Here is a 19923-nt window from a genome sequence, read left to right on the forward strand (position 1 = left end):
GGCCCCCTCCCATCCACCGCGTACTTTCAGGTAAACCCCAGCGCCTGGCTTTGGGGCCGCTGCGCAGCCCTGCGCAAGCAGGCTTGCTCACCACAGGGGAATTGGACAAGACACACTCGTTGCGGCGGGCCTGTCTTTTGCTGTGGTGGGCAAACTGCGCCAAAGGCTTATCGGATGGACACCGCCGCTCGCGCGCTGTGCAGCTTCTTGTAGCTGTCGATCAAGCGCAAGTGCCGGTCCAGTCCTTCGAGCTTCATGCTGGTCGGGGTCAACCCATGGAACCGCACGCTACCGTCGACCGAGCCGATCACCGCATCCATGCGCTCATCGCCGAACATGCGCCGGAAGTTGGCCTCGTAGTCCGCCAGTTCCAGGTCGTCGTCCAGTTCCATCTCCAGCACGGCGTTGAGCGCTTGGTAGAACAGCCCGCGCTCGGCGGTGTTGTCGTTGTACTGCAGGAACATCTCCACGCACTCCTTGGCCTCTTCATACTGGCGCAAGGCAAGGAAGATCAGCAGTTTCAGCTCCAGGATGGTGAGTTGGCCCCACGCGGTGTTGTCGTCGAACTCGATGCCGATCAGGGTGGTGATGTCGGTGTAATCGTCCAGCTCGCTTTCGATCAGGCGCTCAACCAAGGCCTCCAGCTCTGCGTCGTCCAGGCGGTGCAGGTTGAGGATATCGGCGCGGAAAAACAGGGCCTTGTTGGTGTTGTCCCAGATCAGATCTTCCACCGGGTAGATTTCCGAGTAGTCCGGCACCAGGATCCGACAGGCCGTGGCGCCAAGGTGGTCGTACACCGCCATGTAGGACTCTTTACCCATGCTATCGAGAATGCCGAACAACGTTGCGGCTTCCTCGACGTTGGAGTTTTCGCCCTGACCGGAGAAGTCCCATTCGACAAATTCGTAATCCGAACGGGCACTGAAGAAACGCCACGACACCACGCCGCTGGAGTCGATGAAGTGCTCGACGAAATTATTCGGCTCGGTCACCGCCTGGCCTTCGAACGTCGGCTGCGGCAGGTCGTTCAGGCCTTCGAAACTGCGGCCCTGCAGCAGTTCGGTGAGGCTGCGCTCCAGCGCCACTTCCAGGCTCGGGTGCGCGCCGAACGAGGCGAACACGCCACCGGTGCGCGGGTTCATCAGGGTCACGCACATCACCGGGAACTCACCGCCCAGCGACGCATCCTTGACCAGCACAGGGAACCCCTGGGCCTCCAGGCCTTGAATGCCGGCCAGGATGTTCGGGTACTTGGCCAGCACCTCGGCGGGCACATCCGGCAGGGCGAATTCACCTTCGATGATTTCGCGCTTCACCGCCCGCTCGAAAATCTCCGACAGGCACTGCACCTGGGCTTCGGCCAGGGTGTTGCCGGCACTCATGCCATTACTGAGGTAGAGGTTTTCGATCAGGTTGGACGGGAAATACACCACCTCGCCATCCGAGCGGCGCACGAACGGCAGCGATACGATGCCGCGCTCTTCGTTGCCGGAGTTGGTGTCGAACAGGTGCGAACCACGCAGTTCGCCGTCGCGGTTGTAGACCTTCAGGCAATAGGCGTCGAGGATGTCTGTCGGCAGTTCATCGTTCGGACCGGGCTGGAACCAGCGCTCATCCGGGTAATGCACGAACGGCGCGTTGGCCAGCTCTTCGCCCCAGAACTGATCGTTGTAGAAGAAGTTGCAGTTGAGCCGCTCGATGAACTCACCCAGCGCCGACGCCAGGGCGCCCTCTTTGGTCGCGCCCTTGCCATTGGTGAAGCACATCGGCGAGTGCGCATCGCGGATATGCAGCGACCACACGTTCGGCACGATATTGCGCCACGACGCGATTTCAATCTTCATGCCCAGGCCCGCCAGAATGCCGGACATATTGGCGATGGTCTGCTCCAGCGGCAGGTCTTTACCGGCGATATAGGTTCCGCCGTCGGACAGCGCGCTGGGCATCAACAAGGCCTGGGCGTCGGCGTCGAGGTTGTCGACTTCTTCGATCACGAATTGCGGCCCGGCCTGCACCACTTTCTTCACGGTGCAGCGGTCGATGGAACGCAGGACGCCTTGACGGTCCTTATCGGAAATGTCCGCAGGCAACTCGACCTGGATCTTGAAAATCTGGTTGTAGCGGTTTTCCGGGTCGACGATGTTGTTCTGCGACAAACGAATATTGTCGGTGGGGATATTGCGTGTCTGGCAGTACAGCTTCACGAAATACGCCGCGCACAGCGCAGACGATGCCAGGAAATAATCAAAGGGGCCCGGCGCCGAGCCATCGCCTTTATAGCGAATGGGCTGGTCGGCAATCACCGTGAAGTCATCGAACTTGGCTTCAAGCCGGAGGTTGTCGAGAAAGTTGACCTTAATTTCCATGCGGGCACACCAGAATAACGGGCTAAACAAAAATGGCCGCCATTATGGGGTTTTTCATCGGGAAGTTTCAGGCTTTTGACCAGCGGCGGATCAATTGCCAAATGAATATTAACTTTTTGTGACTTGCCGCCGATGGACTGGGCGCAACCAGGGAGTAGTCCGAATGCGCAACAACCAGCCCGTAACACAGCGTGAGATTTCCCTCGCGCCGCAGCAGAAACTCATCTCCGCTACAGACGTGCAGGGGATGATCACTTACTGCAACGACGCTTTCGTCGAGATCAGCGGTTTCAACCGCGACGATCTGATCGGCGCCCCGCAGAACATCGTGCGCCACCCCGACGTGCCACCGGCCGTGTTCGAACACATGTGGAAAGCTCTCAAGCAAGGCCAGCCCTGGATGGGCATCGTCAAAAACCGCTCGAAGAACGGCGACCATTATTGGGTCAACGCCTACGTCACGCCGATCTTCGACGGCAGTCGGGTGGTAGGTTTCGAGTCGGTGCGGGTCAAGCCCACCGCCGATGAAATCCGCCGCGCCCAAACCCTCTATCAACGCATCAGCCACGGCAAAACCGGCGTACCGCGCCAGGACGCGTGGCTGGCCGGCCTGTTGAACGGTGTGCCGTATGCGGCCAGCGGTATCGCCGGCAGCCTGGCCGGGTTGTTTCTCAGCGCACCGGTGGCCGTCGCGGTTGCTGTAGCGGTGGCGTTGCCGATAGGCATGCTCTGCTCAAGGGCACGCCACGGCAGCACGCTGCGCCTATTGCAAGGGGTCGAGCCCTCCACGTCGGATGCGTTGATCGCGCAGATGTACAGCGACGCGCGCGGCCCGCAGGCACGTTTGGAAACCGCGTTCCAAAGCCAGAACGCGCGCCTGAAAACCTGCCTCACCCGCCTGCAGGACAGCGCTGAACAACTCAGCACCCTGGCCGGGCAATCCGACCAGTTGGCCAGCGCCAGCGCCCGGGGCCTGGACCGCCAACGGGTGGAGACCGAACAGGTGTCCGCTGCCGTTAACCAGATGGCCGCGACGACGCAGGAAGTCGCCAGTCACGTACAGCGCACCGCCGACGCCACCCAGCAAGCCAACGTGCTCACCGGCCGCGGCCGCGAAGTGGCGCGCGATACCCGTCACGCCATCGAGCGGCTGTCGGCGGTAGTCGGCGAGACCGGCGTCTCCGTGGCGCAACTGGCGCGTGACAGCGATGAAATCGGCACCGTGGTCGACGTGATCAAAGGCATCGCAGACCAGACCAACTTGCTGGCGCTCAACGCCGCCATCGAAGCCGCCCGCGCCGGTGAGCAAGGTCGCGGCTTTGCGGTGGTGGCCGATGAGGTTCGTCAACTGGCCCAGCGTACCTCACAGTCAACGACCCAGATCCACGCGTTGATTACGCAACTGCAAACGTCTTCCAGCAACGCGGTGCAAAGCATGCACAACGGTCAGCGCCAAGCGCAGGAAGGCGTGGCGCGGGTGCTCGAAGCAGACCAGGCGCTGGCGGGGATCAGCGAGGCGGTGTCGCATATTACCGAGATGACCACTCAGATCGCCGCCGCCACCGAAGAACAAAGCGCGGTGGCCGAAGAGATCAGCCGCAACATCACCACCATCGCCGAACTGGCCGACCAAACCTCGATGCAGGCCCGTCAATCGACAGACCTGAGCAGGGAACTGACCGACACAGCGTCGACTCAGTACGCGTTGGTTGAGCGGTTCAATCGCTGAAGCCGCGACAACGGTGTGACCGAGGTGCATCACCGGCAGCATCAAGGCTGCCGGCGATACATCCCGGTCAGGTAGTCGGGAAAGTCCGGCTCTGCGTTGTGCCTGATCACCGCGAAATCTTTTACCAGTTGGATGTGATACGGCCCGGTGCCTTTGCTGGCCAAAGGTGCACGCACGATGATCAGGTTCTCGGTTTCCATCGGCACGCGCTGCTGCGTGGTGACGATAGGTTTTCCGCTGGCGGTGTCGTGGAGGGTCACGCTGAATTGCGCCACTTCGCGGCCCTGGGCATCGCGCTGGGGCAGGATCTTCAAGTCCAGGTCACCGTCGCGGCCCAGGTAGTCGTCGCGCATCTGGTAATGGCCGCTGCGCTGGTCGCGGGCTACGTCGCCGTACTTGGGGTACTCCGGCTCGCGGTCCTCGACATGCAGTTGCACTGCCAACTGCGACGCACCTTTCTTGCCGCTGCTGACCCAGGCGCCGCGGTAGTCGAAGGGTGCGACGCTGTCACGGGTGATCTGCCAGGTGCCGGTCTGATGGCCGTCGTCAGCCGATTCGTGCAGGTAAACGAAGGGTTTGTCCTCATAGTCGCCCATCGAGCCCACCAGTTTGATCGGTTTGCCGCTGCCACTTTTGGTGTAGCGCACTTCGCCGATCAGTACCTCGCCTTGCTGCTGATACCAGAGTTGCACCGGGATCTTGCCGTTGAGAGTGCCGGCGAGCATCTGCGGATCTTCATTGACCGGCCCTTCCAGGCGCGGGGTTTCACGCCACTGGCCGTCCTTCCATTCGCCGCTGGTGCGCAGCATGTAGCCTTTGGGCATGCTGGTGCCGTCGTCGCTTGCCGGTACTTCTTCCTGCGTATAGGCGCTGAGTCGCACCAGCTCGCCGTGGCGCATCTGCCAACGGCTGGCGCGCGTCCAGCAGCAGCCCCGGTCGGTTTGCGAATGGATGATGCCGTCCTTGGGATTGACCGAGAACATGCCGCCGGAGGTCTCGTTCGCCAGGTCGGTGAGTGGGCGATTGAACACCCAGCGTGGCTGCTGCGGATCTTGCAGGTACACGTCGTAGTTCGACTGAAAGCCCGCATCGGCGCCGTCGCCGTTACGGATCGCCAGATCCTGGCGACCGTCCTGGTTGATATCGGCGAAATACACCACGCCATTTTCGCCGACCAGGCGCCACTCCAGAGTCTTGCCGTCGCCGTCGAGCGGCACGCTGGCAGCAGGCGTGCGCAGTTGCTGGAGGATCGCCAGGGTGGTTTTATCGCGCAGGGTGACCAGCGCCGGCGCCAGTTGCTGCAGGTCTTGCGGCACGTCAGGAAACAGCACTTCCAGCAGAAACCGGCCGCTGGGGTCATTCAGCGAAAACGAGCGGGGCTCGGCCATGGCCGTGGTCGCGAACATCGTTGAGACAAACACTGCGCTGACGAGCGAACGCATGGAAAGCATCCTTGCTGAAATCCGGGGGCCGCAGTGTAAAGGCAAACCGCGAAGGCTTCGAACAAATTGCTGTGGGCGCGCGGGCGGGCTGTTATGTTGCGTGCTTCTTATGCCTAGGGAGGTGTCATGGAACCGTTAGCCGACAACGCAGCCTTGCTGCTTATCGACATGCAGCAAGGCATGAACCAGCCGACCCTGGGGCGGCGCAACAACCCGGATGCCGAGCGGCATATGCAGCAATTGCTCGTCGCCTGGCGCCAATGCGCGCGTCCGGTGGTGCATGTGCGGCATATCTCCCGTTGAGCAACCTGGCGATGGACTATGCCAACGTGGTCGAAAGTTCACAGATACTGGACTTAAAGGCTGACACATAAACCTGTGGTAAGCGGGCTTGTCGAATCGTCGCACCGCCCGCGCTGGGCCGCGAAGCGGCCCTGTTCCCAGACACCGCGGTGTGCCAGGCAAAAACGCCTGGCAGGTTTTGGGGCTGCTGCGCAGCCCAGCGCAGGGCAAGCCTGCTCACCACAATAACCTCACATTGCTCAGGCTCTGTGTTCTATCGAAGAGGTCTAGATACCTGTGCCTATCGGGGCAGGCTCCCACATCGTGCTCTGTGTAGGTCAGGATTCAGCAAGACACTTGCACCTCCACCATCCCACCCTTCAACCGCACCGGCCACACCCGCAGGCGCTGGCGCGGGGTTTCCAGGCATTGGCCGTCGTGCAGGCGGTAATGCTGTTTGTAGATCGGCGCGGCCACCACCAGCTCGCCCTTGAGGCTGCCCACCAGGCCACGGCCGATTACATTGGCGCCGGACTCCGGGTCGTGGTTGTCGATAGCGTAAAGCGTCTGTGCTTCGGCGTCGGGCAGGTAGAACAGCGCCACCTGTGCGCCGTCCAGCCACACCACCACGCCGGAATTGCGCACCAGGTCGGTTTCATTGCAAACGGCTTTCCAGCTGGCGAGTGTACGTAAGGTATTGGGCTGGCTCATCAGGCAATCTCCTCGGCGACGGCAATCAGGTTGAGTTCGGCGGCCATGATCGGGCGACGCTGGCCGCGTTCCTGGACGAAGTGAATGTCCGGGTCCGGGCGTTTGTCGTTGACGAAGGTGCGGAAGCGCTTGAGTTTTTCCGGGTCTTTGAGGGCGTTGGCCCATTCGCATTCGTAGCGGTCGACCACCTGTTGCATCTGCGCTTCCAGTTCGGCGCCCAGGCCCAGGCTGTCGTGCACGATCACATCCTTGAGGAAATCCAGGCCGCCTTCCAGGCTTTCGCGCCACACCGAAGTGCGTTGCAGCTTGTCGGCGGTGCGGATGTAGAACATCAGGAAGCGATCGATGTAGCGAATCAGCGTAGCATCGTCGAGGTCGGTGGCGAACAGTTCGGCATGCCGTGGACGCATGCCGCCGTTGCCGGCGATATAAAGGTTCCAGCCTTTTTCGGTGGCGATCACCCCCACGTCCTTGCTCTGGGCTTCGGCGCATTCGCGGGTGCAACCGGACACCGCGAACTTGAGTTTGTGCGGCGAACGCAGGCCCTTGTAGCGGTCCTCGATCAACAGCGCCATTTTCACGCTGTCCTGCACGCCATAACGGCACCACGTGCTGCCGACGCAGGATTTGACCGTGCGCGTGGACTTGCCATACGCATGCCCGGTCTCGAAACCGGCCGCGATCAGCTCGCCCCAGATGTCCGGCAATTCGTGCAGTTGCGCGCCGAACAGGTCGATGCGCTGGCCGCCGGTGATCTTGGTATAGAGGTTGTATTTTTTCGCCACCTCGCCGATCACGATCAGCTTGTCGGCAGTGATCTCACCGCCCGGTATCCGTGGCACCACCGAGTAGGTGCCGTTCTTCTGCATATTGGCCATAAAGGTGTCGTTGGTGTCCTGCAACGGCACCAGCGACGGGTCCATGATCGGCTGGTTCCAGCACGAGGCCAGGATCGAGCCCACCGCCGGTTTGCACACGTCACAGCCGATGTGACCACGGCCGTGCTTGGCCAGCAGTGCTTCAAAGCTGAGCACCCCTTCCACACGCACCAGGGCATACAGCTCCTGACGGGTATAGGCGAAGTGCTCGCACAAACGCTTGTCGACACTGACGCCACGGGCCAGCAGTTCATGTTCGAACACCTGCTTGAGCAACCCGGCGCACCCGCCGCAGCCGGTGCAGGCCTTGGTCTGCGCCTTGAGCACGCCGAGGTCGGCGCAGCCGCCGTCGATGGCTGCGCAGATCGCGCCCTTGGTGACGTTGTGGCACGAACACACCGTGGCCGATTCCGGCAACGCGCCGGGGCCGAGGGTTGGTGCGCCGGCCGAGGACGGCAGGATCAGGCTGGCGGGTTCGGCCGGCAAGGCGATGCCGTTCTGCAGGTATTGCAGCAGCGTGTCGTAGTAGCTGTTGTCACCCACCAGCACCGCGCCGATCACCTGCCTGCCGGCGGCATCCACCACCAGACGGCGGTAGCTGGCGGTGGCCTCGTCGATAAACTGATAGCTGCGCGCGCCCGGCGTGTGGGCGTGGGCGTCACCGATGGAACCGACGTCGACGCCGAGCAACTTGAGTTTGGTCGACATGTCCGCCCCCACAAACGGCTCGGCGCCCTGCCCGCACAGCAACGCCGCCACGCCACGGGCCATCTGGTAGCCGGGCGCGACCAGGCCGAACAGGCTGCCGTTCCACGAGGCACACTCACCGATTGCGTAGATATGCGGATCGCAGCTCTGGCATTCGTCGTTGATCACCACCCCACCGCGCGGGCCGATCTCAAGCCCCGCCTGGCGCGCCAGAGCGTCCTGGGCGCGAATACCGGCGGAAAACACGATAAGGTCGGTTTCCAGAAATTCGTCGTTGGCGAAATTCATGCGATAGCGATACTGCTCGCCAACGCTGATCGACTGCGTGGCACGGGACAAATGCACGCCGACGCCCAGTCGTTCGATCTGCGCCTTGAGTGCCAGGCCGCCGAAGTCATCCAGCTGCACCGGCATCAGGCGCGGCGCGAACTCCACCACATGGGCTTCCAGGCCCAGGCTTTTGAGGGCGTTGGCCGCTTCCAGGCCGAGCAGCCCACCGCCGACCACCACACCGCGCCGCGCATTGGCGGCGGCCGCACGGATGGCGTCGAGGTCCTGCAGAGTGCGGTACACCAGGCGCGAGTCACCTTCGGCGCCCTCTATCGGGGGTACGAAGGGATATGAGCCGGTGGCCAGCACCAGCTTGTCATAGGTGACGCGACCCTGGGCGGTGACCACCTGGCGCTGGGCGCGGTCGATATCCAGCACCTGCACGTCAAGGTGCAGGGTCACGCCCGGCGTCTGGTACAGCGCCGCGTCGGACAGCGCCAGCGACTCGGCATCGCGGCCGGTGAAGTATTCGGATAAATGCACGCGATCATAGGCGCGCATCGGCTCTTCGCTGAACACATGCAGTTGGTAGTGATCCAGCGCGCCGCGTTCGATCAACTGCTCCACGCAGTGATGACCGACCATGCCATTGCCGACGACGATCAGGGTTTGCAGCTGGTTCAGACTGGCGTTATTGGCGTTCATATCAGCACCCGACAAAACTCATCACGGTTTGAAAAAAGCAAAAAAAAACGCCTGAAACCTTACGGTTCCAGGCGTCTTTGCCTGTTCTTATACGGTTGGCATCGGACGACTTCGCCGATTCCACCGCTGTTGCCCATGTTGTCGATCGTCGTTGACCGAAGGGGGTTACCGGTGATCTTGCAGGCTCTGTGCCAACCTGTCGCAACCCCGTACCCACAGCCTCCACGCCCGCGCCCCCCTGCCGAACACGCCTCCAACTGGTGCGCAGCGCGTCATAAAAGGGCACAGGACGCTTGCTCCCGCGAGTTCGCGCGGCGGCGGCAAGCACCCTCACCACCATCAGTACGGCACCTTGAACAACCTGGCGCGCCGCTTGCTAGGTACAGCGCCACAGAGCAGTCAACGCTGATTGCCCATCCACGACAAAGGCGCCGTGTAATCCCCGTTCCAACGGAGGGTTACGCGGCGCTTTTTTTTGCCGGGCAGAAAAGATTCGAGGGTTATCGATGGCCAACCAACGCGTACGCAGTGTGTGCCCCTATTGTGGCGTGGGCTGCGGCATCGTCATGCAGGTCGAAGACAATAAGGTGGTCAAGGTGATCGGCGACCCCGACCACCCCACCAATGCCGGTCGCCTGTGCACCAAGGGCAGCACCTGCGGGCAAGCCATCGCCGAGTCCGGGCGCATGGAAAATGCCTACCTGCGCCAGGCCCGCGACCGCGACCCGGTGCGCATCGCCATGGACGAAGCCATCGCCAGGACCGCCGGGCGCCTGCGCAACGTGCTGGAGCGGCATGGCCCCGATGCATTGGCGTTTTATGTGTCCGGGCAGATGTCGCTGGAAGCCCAGTACCTGGTCAACAAGTTAGCCAAGGGCTTTGTCGGCACCCGCCATATCGAATCCAACTCGCGGCTGTGCATGGCCAGCGCCGGCAGCGGCTACAAGCTGTCACTGGGTTCCGATGGGCCGCCGGGCTCCTATGAGGACTTCGACCGCGCCGACCTGTTCTTCGTGATCGGCGCCAATATGGCCGACTGTCACCCCATCCTGTTCCTGCGCATGATGGACCGGGTCAAGGCCGGGGCTAAGCTGATCGTGGTCGACCCACGGCGCAGCGCCACCGCGGACAAAGCTCACCTTTACTTGCCGATCAGGCCCGGCACCGACCTTGCGTTGCTCAACGGCCTGCTGCACCTGTTGGTGAAAAACGGCCATACCGATCCGGCCTTTATCGCCACCTTCACTGAGGGTTGGGAGGTCATGCCTGCGTTCCTGGAGGACTACTCACCGCAGCAGGTCGCCGCCATCACCGGCCTGGCCGAAGCCGACATCCGCCAGGCCGCCGCCTGGATCGGCGAGGCTGCCGAGTGGATGAGCTGCTGGACCATGGGCCTCAACCAGAGCACCCACGGCACCTGGAACACCAACGCCTTGTGCAACCTGCACCTGGCCACCGGCGCCATCTGCCGCCCCGGCAGCGGCCCGTTCTCCCTCACCGGCCAACCCAATGCCATGGGCGGGCGTGAGATGGGCTACATGGGCCCTGGCCTGCCGGGGCAGCGCTCGATGCTGGTGGAGGCCGATCGCGCCTTTATCGAAGACCTCTGGCAGATTCCCGCCGACCGCCTGCCGCGCCAGGCCGGCGACGGCACCGTGGCAATGTTCGAGCAGATGGCCGCGGGGCAGATCAAAGCCTGCTGGATCATCTGCACCAACCCGGTGGCCAGCGTGCCCAACCGTCAAACGGTGATCGATGGGCTGCAGGCCGCTGACCTGGTCATCACTCAGGACGCCTTCCTCGACACCGAAACCAACCGCTACGCCGACATCCTCTTGCCCGGCGCGTTGTGGGCCGAAGCCGAAGGCGTGATGATCAACTCCGAGCGCAACCTGACCCTGATGCAACACGCCGTGGAGCCGCCGGGCGAGGCCCTGGCCGACTGGCGGATCATCGCCCGGGTCGCCTGTGCGATGGGCTATGCCGAAGCGTTCAGCTACGCCAATGCCAGCGAGGTGTTCGAAGAAATCAAACGCGCCTGCAACCCCGCCACCGGCTACGACCTGCGCGGCGCCAGCTATGGGCGTCTGCGCGAGACGCCGCTGCAATGGCCGCTGGCGACGGCCGAGTCGGCGCCGCGCAACCCGATTCGCTACCGCGAGCACGGCGCGCTGCGTTTCGCCACCGCCGGCGGCAAAGCCCAGTTCTTTGCGCGCCCGCACATGCCCCCGGCGGAACTGCCCGACGACACCTTCCCATTCGTGCTCAACACCGGCCGCGTGCAGCACCAATGGCACACTCTGACCAAGACCGGCAAGATCGCCACGCTGAACAAACTCAACCCCGGCCCCTTCGTCGAGATCCATCCCGACGACGCCGCGCGCCTGGGCATCCGGGCCAGGCAACCGGTGCAAGTGCTGTCGCGGCGCGGGCGCGCGGTGTTACCCGCATTGATCAGCGACCGCGTGCAACCGGGCCACTGTTTTGCGCCATTCCACTGGAACGATGTGTTTGGCGAACACCTGGCGATCAATGCCGTGACTTCGGACGCGGTCGACCCGATTTCATTGCAACCGGAATTCAAATGCTGCGCGGTCAGCCTGGCGCGCGTCGAGTTGATCGACCATCAGTTCCTCGACACGCCCCCCCAGGCGGCCACCGACCTTCCCGCTCGCGCAGAGCAATCCACCCTGTCGCGCATCGACGCCTTCGCCGAAATCGCCGGCCTGCGGCCCCTCACCCCGCCACCCTTGAGCGACAACGAACGCACCTACCTCGCCGGTTTCATCAGTGGCCTGCGCGCCGACAGCGCACGCCAGCCAGGGGAGGTGCCGGTGTTGCCGCCGAACGCGCCGCTGGCCGGCGAAGCGCGGCTATGGGTCGATGGTTTACTCGGCGGGCTGTTCAGTCGCGCGCACGCGACGGGTGTCAGCACGCTGCCCGCCGCACCTGCCTTGACCTTGCTGTGGGCATCCCAGACCGGCAATGCCGAAGCATTGGCCGAGCGCTGTGCCCAACGCCTGCGCGAGGCCGGTATCAGCGTCGAGCTGAGCGCGATGGCGGATTTCCCGGCGAGCCGACTGGCAAGCACCCAGAACCTGGCGCTGATCAGCAGCACCTTCGGCGACGGCGACCCACCGGACAACGGCGAAGGTTTCTGGCACAGCCTCAGCCGCAGCGAAACGCGCCTGGAATCCCTGCGTTTTGCCGTACTGGCCCTCGGCGATCCAAACTATGACCAGTTCTGCAACCACGGCAAACGCCTCGACCAACGCCTGCTGGAATTGGGCGCCACGCGCCTGTTGGAGCGTGTCGATTGCGATACCCAATTCCACGACCGCGCCGATACCTGGCTGCTGCGCCTGCAGCACAGCCTCAACCCGACCAAAGCGCCCGCAGCCGCCACGCCCGCCGGCAAGACCAAGCTGTATGGCTCGCGCCTGTTGCTCAACCGCCACCTCAACCCGCACAGCCGCCATAAGGAAACCCGCCAGTTCGCCCTGGACCTGGCCGACTCCGGCCTCAGCTATGAAGCCGGCGATGCCCTCGGCGTAAGGCCGCGTAACTGCCCCGAACTGGTCCACGAACTGCTCGCGCTGACCGGCCTTAAAGCATCGACCAGCGTCAATATCGAGACCTTCGGCGAGGTCTCTCTGCAACAGGCGCTGACTCAGCATTTTGAAATCGCCCGGCCCAGCAGCGAAACCCTGGCGTTTATTGCCGAGCGCAGCGCTGACACGGGCCTTGAGCAGTTGCTGCGGCCCGAACACAAAGCCGAACTGAACGACTGGCTATGGGGTCGGCAACTGGCGGACGTGTTGCAGGCCTACCCGATCGAGTGCTCGGCCGCCGAACTGTTGGGCACGCTGCGGCGCCTGCAACCGCGCCTCTATTCGATTGCCTCCAGCGCCAAGGCCCACCCCGGTGAAGTGCACCTGACCGTCGCGGCCGTGCGCTATGGCAAACGCAAAGGCGTGTCTTCGACCTTTCTCGCCGACCGCGTCGGCGACGGTGAAGTGCCGGTGTTCGTACAGCCGTCCAAGCATTTCCGCGCGCCCAGCGACGGCGATGTGCCGATGATCATGATCGGCCCCGGCACCGGCGTGGCACCGTTTCGCGCGTTCCTGCAGGAGCGTCGTGCCCTCGGGCATCAAGGCCGCAACTGGTTGTTCTTCGGCGAGCAGCACGCCGCCAGCGACTTCTATTACCAGGACGAACTGCAAGGCCTGCAGCGCGACGGTCTGCTCACCCACCTGAGCCTGGCGTTTTCCCGCGACCAGGCGCAAAAGGTCTACGTGCAGGACCGCCTGCGCGAACAAGGCGCCGAGCTGTGGCGCTGGCTGCAGGACGGCGCCAGGGTGTACATCTGCGGCGACGCCCGCCAGATGGCCAAGGATGTCGATCAGGTACTGCGCCAGATCGCACAAACCCACGGCGGGCTGGACCCGGAGCGTGCCGTGGACTATTGGCGCCAGCTGAGCGAGCAGAAGCGTTACCTGCGTGATGTGTACTGATTGGATACAGAACAATCACCGATTGTATTGTGTACAAAAAACCCTAAAGATTTACCCAGACCACGCCGAAACAGCGGTGATAGCAAATCGCCTCGCTTCTTTCCGAACGCGAGTCGCTTTGGCCGCCCCTCCACGCTGATGGTCATCTTGATGAAAATAAAGAACAAGCTTGTACTGGCGTTTGTCTCGGTCGCATTTATCCCGGTCAGCCTGGTGGCGGTGATTTCGGTCATGAACACGCGCAGCCAGGCGGTGGAGCAATTCATCGACGGCAGCACTCGGGAGATTCGCCAGATCGACGGCAATATCCGCCAGTTCTTCGACGGCACTTTGCAGAACGTCGATCAGATGGCCACCGATTCTGTATACACCTCCGTCAGCACCCTGAAGAATTACCAACCCGCCGACGCGCCCGCTCAACCGATGCCCGCCGAAGCGCAAACGGTGATCGAGCGCTTCGCGCGCTACGGCGCGACCCACCCGGCGGCGGCGATCCTGTCTATCGGCCTGGAAGACGGCACCTACGTCAAATGGCCGGATGACCCTCAGTTGGCCAAATACGATCCGCGCGCACGCCCTTGGTACAAAGCGGCGATGGCCAGCCCCGGCAAAACCGTGCGCACACCGGCCTATTACTACGACAAAGACGACGTGGCCCTGGTGGGCACGGCGCGCGCCATGCTCGACGGTGCCGGCAAGCCCAAGGGTGTATTCGTGGTCAGTGTGTCGCTCAAAAACCTCACCGAACTGGTCAAGAGCATCAAGCTCGGTGACAGCGGCTATGTGATGCTGATCGAAGACGGCGTGGTGCTGGTCGACCCGCGCGACGCCGCCCACAGTTTCAAACCGCTCAAGGACCTGGGCACGGCTTACGCGCAACTGGCCCAGACGACTCAAGGGTCCACCGAGGTGGAGATCGAGGGCGTGCGCTACATGGCCAACGTGTGGACCTCCCCTGGTCTGGGCTGGCGCTATATCGGCCTGATCGAAAAAGCCGAAGTGATGGCCGAAGCCACCCGCATGACCTACCTCACCGCGATCATCGTCGGCGTGCTGGTGCTGATTTTCGGCCTGATCGCCGCGGCGTTTTCCAAAGTGATCGTCAAGCCGATCGGCCAGGTCAGCACGGGCCTGCAGTCGATCGCCGAGGGTGAAGGCGACCTGCGCCATGAGTTGCAGGTGCAGGGCAAGGACGAAACCGCCGAACTGGCAGGCTGGTTCAATAAGTTCCTCGCCGCCATTCGCCAGTTGATCCAGCACATCGGCGCGGCCTCGGCCAACCTGCATATCGCTTCGAAGGTCAACAGTGAGGTGGCCCACAACATGAATGAAGCCGCCGGGCGCCAGCGCGAAGCGGTGGAACTGGTGTCCACTGCATTCAATGAAATGGTGGCCACGGCCAACGAAGTCGCGCGTTCCTGCAGCGGCGCGGCCGAATCCGCCGAGAACGGCCACCGGCGCGTGGCCGAGGGTAAACAGCAGATCGAAGCGACCACCGACAACGTCAACCGCCTGGGCCGCCGCTTGAGCGAATCGTCCCAGGCCATGGTCGAGCTGGAGGCCGGCAGCCGCAGCATCAACCAGATCCTCGGCACCATCCGCGCGATTGCCGAACAAACCAACCTGCTGGCCCTCAACGCCGCCATCGAAGCCGCGCGCGCCGGCGACCAGGGCCGCGGCTTTGCCGTGGTGGCCGACGAAGTCCGCGCCCTGGCCAAGCGCACCTCCGACTCCACCGGCGAGATCGAGCACCTGCTCGGTACCCTGGAAACCAAGACCCAGGAAGTCACCCAGAAGATGGGCAGTTGCATGGACCTGTCGAAAGCCAGCGTGTCGTCCATCGAGAACGCGCGGGACAGCTTCGAAGGCATCCAGACCTCGGTCAACGAAATCCGCGACCAGAACCTGCAGATCTCCGCCGCCGCCGAAGAGCAGCACAGCGTGGCCGAAGAGATCAATCGGCATATCCAGCAGATCTACGACGAAGCGCGCCTGGTGGAAAGCCTGGCCAACTCGGCCCAGGACGACTCGGGTCGGCTGTCGAAGCTGTCGGATGAGTTGAATGGCTTGGTGGGGCGGTTTAAGTCCTGAGGAGGGTGTCGCGCTGGTGTGAAACCAACCACTCCAGAAACACCTGCAGCCGCGCGCAGAACTGATCGCTCGCGGCGCCAGGGTTGCGCGCTTCAAACAGAAAGAACGCTACCTGGGTGACCATCGCCGGTTGACTCTGGAGGAACATCGCCACATGTTCTTCCAGTGTTTGTGGCCATATCGTTGCCGCTTCCGGGCGCAATATCTGCGTCGCCCTGATCAGTTTGCGCGACGCTTCCCGCTGCAAGCGCAGCCGATCCGACTCGATAACCGTTTGCCCGATAGCGCAGATATAGGTGTTCAATACCGAATAGACGTCTCCATTTAACGCCAGCGCGATTTCACGGCATGGGCGAAACCGCTCGAAATGGACGGAGAGGTCATTGCCCCAAATACAACGACACTGATGCTTGAGCCAGAACCCCCAAAGGTTGCGGTTTTCAACCGCCATTACCTGCGCGCGCTCGCCGATATCGAAGTCGACTTTGGTGACGTGCGGGTGTCGCCGTTCAAGTTCACGGCGAACGCGTTCCAATTGCTCTGCTACCTGCGGGGTCTGCGGCTCGCGCAGCACCAGTGTAAGGTCCAGGTCGGAATGACCGGGGGTCGCGTCACCCCGTGCGACGCTGCCGTAAACATACAAGCCATCGAGCCCCAACGTTTGCTGCGACAGCAGTGAGCAGGCATCCGCCAACACCGACTCATACTCAGCCTGCACGGGCGCCTGCGCCACGGTGAGGATAAAACCCTCGGTGTCCAGGCCTTGTGACGCTGAAACGCTCACGGCCGATGCACTTCAATTACCAGCCCCTCAACCTCGCTCGGCACGCAGAAGTGCCGGGTGATCAGGTCGAACTCGGCGTCGGTGGCGGCAAAGTCGTGTTCGCCGCCGGCATTGCGTGCATGCAGGCGGGCGCGGCAGGTGGCGTCGTCCAGTTCCAGGTAGTGCAGGCAGTGCGGCACTTGGGCGCTGTGTGCCAGGCTCAGCAGCCATTCGCGATTGGCCAGGGTGTTGGCCGGAAAATCCAGCACCACATTGACGCCGGACTTGAGCAGGTCGATCACCAGCGGCCCCATCACGCCGCGCAGGCGTTGAGCACTGCGCAGGTAGTCGGCGATGGACAGCACCTCACCGGGGTACAGTTGCGCCAGCCAAGTGTCTTCGCTGAGCAGGACCGCGCGGTGTTCCGCCACCAGGCGCCTGGCCAGTGTGGATTTGCCGGCGGCGATCTTGCCGCACAACAGGTGCAGGGTGGGCATGCCGGGAAACTCCTTTTTGTTTAACTGGCCTGTGACTGCCAGTATTCGTAGAACGCTGACGATGCCACGTTCTTGTCCTTGGCTTCCAGCATGATGTCGAAGCGATCCAGAAACTGCAGGGCGTAGTCGTTGGTCCAGCGGTTCCACATCTGCTCGCTGTGGGCGTACAGCTCGCGCTTGGAGACCACCTGCAACAGCGCCGTCATTTCCAGCTTGTGTGCGGCGTCGAACCCCAGGTCCTGCAGGCGCTCCTGGGGCTGGGAGTAGTGCATGGTGGGGCGCACGCCGCGCCAGCTGTCGATCACACGGGCCACCCGAGGCGAGTCGGGGTCGATATAGGCTTCCTCGTGAATCCAGCAATGGTGGATATCGAGCACCACCGGTGCCAGGTCGGCGACTTGCAGGCAGTGGTCAAGGCCGTAGGTTTTTTCATCGTTCTCGAAGGTGATGCAATGGCGCGCCACCTCCGACAGTCGCGCCCACACCGCGCGGGTGCCTTCCACGCCAAGGCGGCCGGCGATATGCACGTTGCATTTGAGGTCCTGAAAGCGCCGGCCGTAGCCCATCATGCGGATCATGTCGGCGTGGTACTCAAATTCGGCCACGCTGTTTTCCACCACATTCGGGTTTTCCGAGCCAAGCACACAGTATTGGCCGGGATGAAACGACAGGCGAATGTCCGAGGCCCGCGCCAGCTCGCCGATGGCGGCGAAGCCCTCAATCAATTGCGCCTGGATAGCCGGGTCGCGGTAGACAGGCGCCACTTTGGGATGGCTGTAGAACGGTAACAGATCACTGCTCAGGCGCAGCATGCGCAAGGTCGGTGGCAGCGTGGCGACGTAACTTAGCAACTGCAATTGTGCTGCCAGGTTGTGGGTGACCACTTCGACCAATTTGTCACGGGCGACGCCGGGGTCGACGCTGTCCATCCAGCGCAATGTGGTGGTGCGCGGGTTGAACGGGCCTTCAATCAGTTTCAGCGCGCTGGTCGAGAGCACGCGGTCGGGGTGTTTGTACTGGCAGGCAAAGCCGATGCGAGGGTGGGTCATGGAAGGGCCTGGACTGAGTGAGGGCGAGATCATAAGGGCTTGGGCCGAGGAACACGCCACGCGGTTCATAATATTTCGACACGTATCCTCGGTATAACATCTATGAACTTTCCTACAAATGACACGCTCCTTTCCTATGCGAAGTCACTGCGTCCCTGAGCCCAGGGCGCTGCACGATAAGGAGCCGCTTCCCCCATGACTACCCTCCCCACCTACCCCGATATCCGGCCCGGTCCGCTGCACGCGACCCTGCTGGCCGGCAGCGTGCCGCTGTTTTTGGGCGCCCTGCTCAGTGATATCACCTACGCTCAGACCTTCCAGATTCAATGGGCCAACTTCGCGTCCTGGTTGATTGCCGGTGCACTGGTGTTCTGTGGCCTGGCCCTGGTGTTCGCGCTGGTCAACCTGCTGCGCGCCACCCACAAAGCCGGACGCCCTGTCGCCTATGTACTGCTGCTGTTGGCCACTTGGGTGCTGGGGTTGATCGATGCGTTCCAGCACGCCAAGGACGCCTACGCCATGATGCCCGCCGGCCTGGTGCTGTCGGCAATCGTAACCGTGCTGGCAATCCTCGCCACCTGGACCGGCCTGCGCACCGGAGGTGCCCGATGAAAACCTGCCATGCATTGACCGTGATAAGCACCGCCCTGCTGCTGAGTGCCTGTGGCGCTGAAGGCGACAAGACCCAGGCGCGCGGCCCCGATCCCAAATTGCCCGAACAACAAAGCAGCCTGCTGCCGAGCATGAAGATCGCCGAGCCAACGCCCTGGGGCGAGCAGAAACCCACCGTACCCGAGGGCTACAGCGTCACGGCGATTGCCACCGACCTGGCCATCCCACGCCAGACCCTGGTATTGCCCAACGGCGATATCCTTGTCGCCGAGGGCCGGGGCGGCAGCGCGGCCAAGCTCAAGCCCAAGGACGTGATCGCCAGCGTGATCAAGGCCCAGGGCAACACCCAGGTCAAGGGCGGCAACCGCCTCACCCTGCTGCGCGACGCCGACGGTGACGGTACCTACGAGCTCAAGACAGTGTTCGCCGATAACCTCAACGCGCCCTACGGCCTGGCCTTCGCCGAGGGCAAGCTGTACGTGGCCAACCAGGACGCGCTGGTGCGATTCGACTACACCGATGGCCAGACCAAGGCCAGCGGCGCGCCGGTCAAAGTCACCGACCTGCCGGCGCAGATCAACCACCACTGGACCAAATCCCTGGCCGTGAGCGCCGATGGTCGTCAGTTGTATGTGGGTATCGGTTCCAACAGCAACATCACCGAGCGCGGCATGGAAGTGGAAATCGACCGTGCCATGGTCTGGCAGATCGATGCCCAGACCGGCGCGCACAGGCCCTATGCAACCGGCCTGCGCAACCCGACTGCGCTGACGATCCAACCGGATTCCGGGCAATTGTGGACAGTGGTCAACGAGCGCGACGAACTCGGCCCCGACCTGGTACCGGATTACCTGAGCTCGGTGCGCGAGGGTGCATTCTACGGCTGGCCCTACAGCTACTGGGGCCAGAACGTCGATCCGCGCGTGCAACCGCAGAACCCGGCGAAAGTCGCGGCGGCGATCAAACCCGATTACAGCCTGGGTTCCCATGTGGCCGCCCTGGGCGTGGACTTTTCCCTCCCGGCGCTGGGCGAGCGCTTTGCCGACGGTGTGTTTGTCGGCGAGCACGGCAGTTGGAACCGCGATCAGCCGGTGGGCTACAAGGTGATTTTCGTGCCGTTCAAGGACGGTAAGCCGGCCGGTGAACCGCTGGACTTCGCTACCGGCTTTCGCGGCGAGGATGGCAAGACGCGTGGGCGTCCGGTGGGGGTGACGGTGGACCCGAAAGGCGCATTGATCATCGCCGACGACCTGGCCAACACCGTGTGGCGGGTAACGCGCAATCGTTGATCGCGCGCTGCCGGAGC

12 protein-coding genes and 3 pseudogenes are annotated in these 19923 nt (G+C 62.9%); 8 read left to right on the forward strand and 7 right to left on the reverse strand.

Annotated elements, in window-relative coordinates:
* Window positions 1–167 precede the first annotated feature (167 nt).
* Window positions 168–2366 (reverse strand): OsmC domain/YcaO domain-containing protein, encoded by a 2199-nt coding sequence (locus G7025_RS07725; RefSeq protein ID WP_181077863.1) that lies wholly within the window; start codon window positions 2364–2366, stop codon window positions 168–170.
* Between the two features lie 247 nt (window positions 2367–2613).
* Here G7025_RS07725 and G7025_RS27245 point away from each other — a divergent pair.
* Together G7025_RS27245 and G7025_RS07730 are read left to right on the forward strand one after the other, a co-directional pair.
* Window positions 2614–2802 (forward strand): annotated as a pseudogene (locus G7025_RS27245) (PAS domain-containing protein); the annotation flags it as partial.
* Window positions 2803–2988: 186 nt separating this feature from the next.
* Window positions 2989–4095: a methyl-accepting chemotaxis protein gene (locus G7025_RS07730; RefSeq protein WP_431196899.1), complete on the forward strand. Its 1107-nt coding sequence runs from the start codon at window positions 2989–2991 to the stop codon at window positions 4093–4095.
* Window positions 4096–4136: 41 nt separating this feature from the next.
* Here G7025_RS07730 and G7025_RS07735 read toward each other — a convergent pair whose 3' ends face one another.
* Window positions 4137–5537: an XAC2610-related protein gene (locus tag G7025_RS07735; RefSeq protein ID WP_181077867.1), complete on the reverse strand. Its 1401-nt coding sequence runs from the start codon at window positions 5535–5537 to the stop codon at window positions 4137–4139.
* 126 nt (window positions 5538–5663) lie between these two features.
* Between G7025_RS07735 and G7025_RS07740 the strand changes: the two are divergent.
* Window positions 5664–5837, forward strand: a pseudogene (locus G7025_RS07740) (cysteine hydrolase); the annotation flags it as partial.
* 327 nt (window positions 5838–6164) lie between these two features.
* On the opposite strand, the gene nirD reads toward G7025_RS07740, so the two are convergent.
* On the reverse strand, window positions 6165–6530 hold the full coding sequence (nirD, locus tag G7025_RS07745) for a nitrite reductase small subunit NirD (RefSeq protein ID WP_181077869.1): 366 nt from the start codon (window positions 6528–6530) through the stop codon (window positions 6165–6167).
* A complete protein-coding gene (nirB, locus tag G7025_RS07750; protein WP_181077871.1) occupies window positions 6530–9091 on the reverse strand; it encodes a nitrite reductase large subunit NirB in 2562 nt (853 codons plus the stop codon). The genes nirD and nirB overlap by 1 nt, the downstream gene beginning before the upstream one ends.
* Before the next feature lie 506 nt (window positions 9092–9597).
* On the opposite strand from nirB, the gene G7025_RS07755 reads away from it, so the two are divergent.
* The 3 genes and pseudogenes from G7025_RS07755 (at window position 9598) to G7025_RS26995 (ending at window position 15696) form a co-directional block, all read left to right on the forward strand.
* Window positions 9598–13605, forward strand: a complete 4008-nt coding sequence (locus G7025_RS07755; protein WP_181077872.1) for a bifunctional nitrate reductase/sulfite reductase flavoprotein subunit alpha — start codon at window positions 9598–9600, stop codon at window positions 13603–13605.
* A 231-nt stretch (window positions 13606–13836) separates the two neighbouring features.
* Window positions 13837–14841 (forward strand): annotated as a pseudogene (locus G7025_RS26990) (cache domain-containing protein); the annotation flags it as partial.
* An 87-nt stretch (window positions 14842–14928) separates the two neighbouring features.
* Entirely contained in the window at window positions 14929–15696 is a 768-nt protein-coding gene (locus G7025_RS26995) for a methyl-accepting chemotaxis protein (RefSeq protein WP_370694778.1), read from the forward strand.
* On the opposite strand, the gene G7025_RS07765 is transcribed toward G7025_RS26995, so the two are convergent.
* Genes G7025_RS07765 through G7025_RS07775 form a run of 3 tightly spaced genes read right to left on the reverse strand, consistent with a single transcriptional unit; the run spans window position 15686 to window position 18005 of the window.
* Window positions 15686–16480 (reverse strand): nucleotidyltransferase domain-containing protein, encoded by a 795-nt coding sequence (locus tag G7025_RS07765; protein ID WP_313064402.1) that lies wholly within the window; start codon window positions 16478–16480, stop codon window positions 15686–15688. The genes G7025_RS26995 and G7025_RS07765 overlap by 11 nt on opposite strands.
* Window positions 16477–16956 (reverse strand): AAA family ATPase, encoded by a 480-nt coding sequence (locus G7025_RS07770; protein WP_181077876.1) that lies wholly within the window; start codon window positions 16954–16956, stop codon window positions 16477–16479. The genes G7025_RS07765 and G7025_RS07770 overlap by 4 nt, the downstream gene beginning before the upstream one ends.
* Window positions 16957–16976: 20 nt before the next feature.
* Complete coding sequence (locus G7025_RS07775; protein ID WP_181077878.1) at window positions 16977–18005, reverse strand: UV damage endonuclease UvsE; 1029 nt, start codon at window positions 18003–18005, stop codon at window positions 16977–16979.
* 195 nt (window positions 18006–18200) lie between these two features.
* On the opposite strand from G7025_RS07775, the gene G7025_RS07780 reads away from it, so the two are divergent.
* Together G7025_RS07780 and G7025_RS07785 are read left to right on the forward strand one after the other, a co-directional pair.
* The gene (locus G7025_RS07780; RefSeq protein ID WP_181077880.1) at window positions 18201–18617 is read left to right on the forward strand and encodes a DUF2231 domain-containing protein; all 417 of its coding nucleotides are present in this window, start codon (window positions 18201–18203) and stop codon (window positions 18615–18617) included.
* A complete protein-coding gene (locus tag G7025_RS07785) occupies window positions 18614–19906 on the forward strand; it encodes a PQQ-dependent sugar dehydrogenase (protein ID WP_181077881.1) in 1293 nt (430 codons plus the stop codon). Before G7025_RS07780 ends, G7025_RS07785 begins: the two co-directional genes overlap by 4 nt.
* Window positions 19907–19923 lie beyond the last annotated feature (17 nt).

This window comes from Pseudomonas lurida (assembly GCF_013522705.1).
GTDB classification, from domain to species: Bacteria; Pseudomonadota; Gammaproteobacteria; order Pseudomonadales; family Pseudomonadaceae; genus Aquipseudomonas; species Aquipseudomonas quebecensis.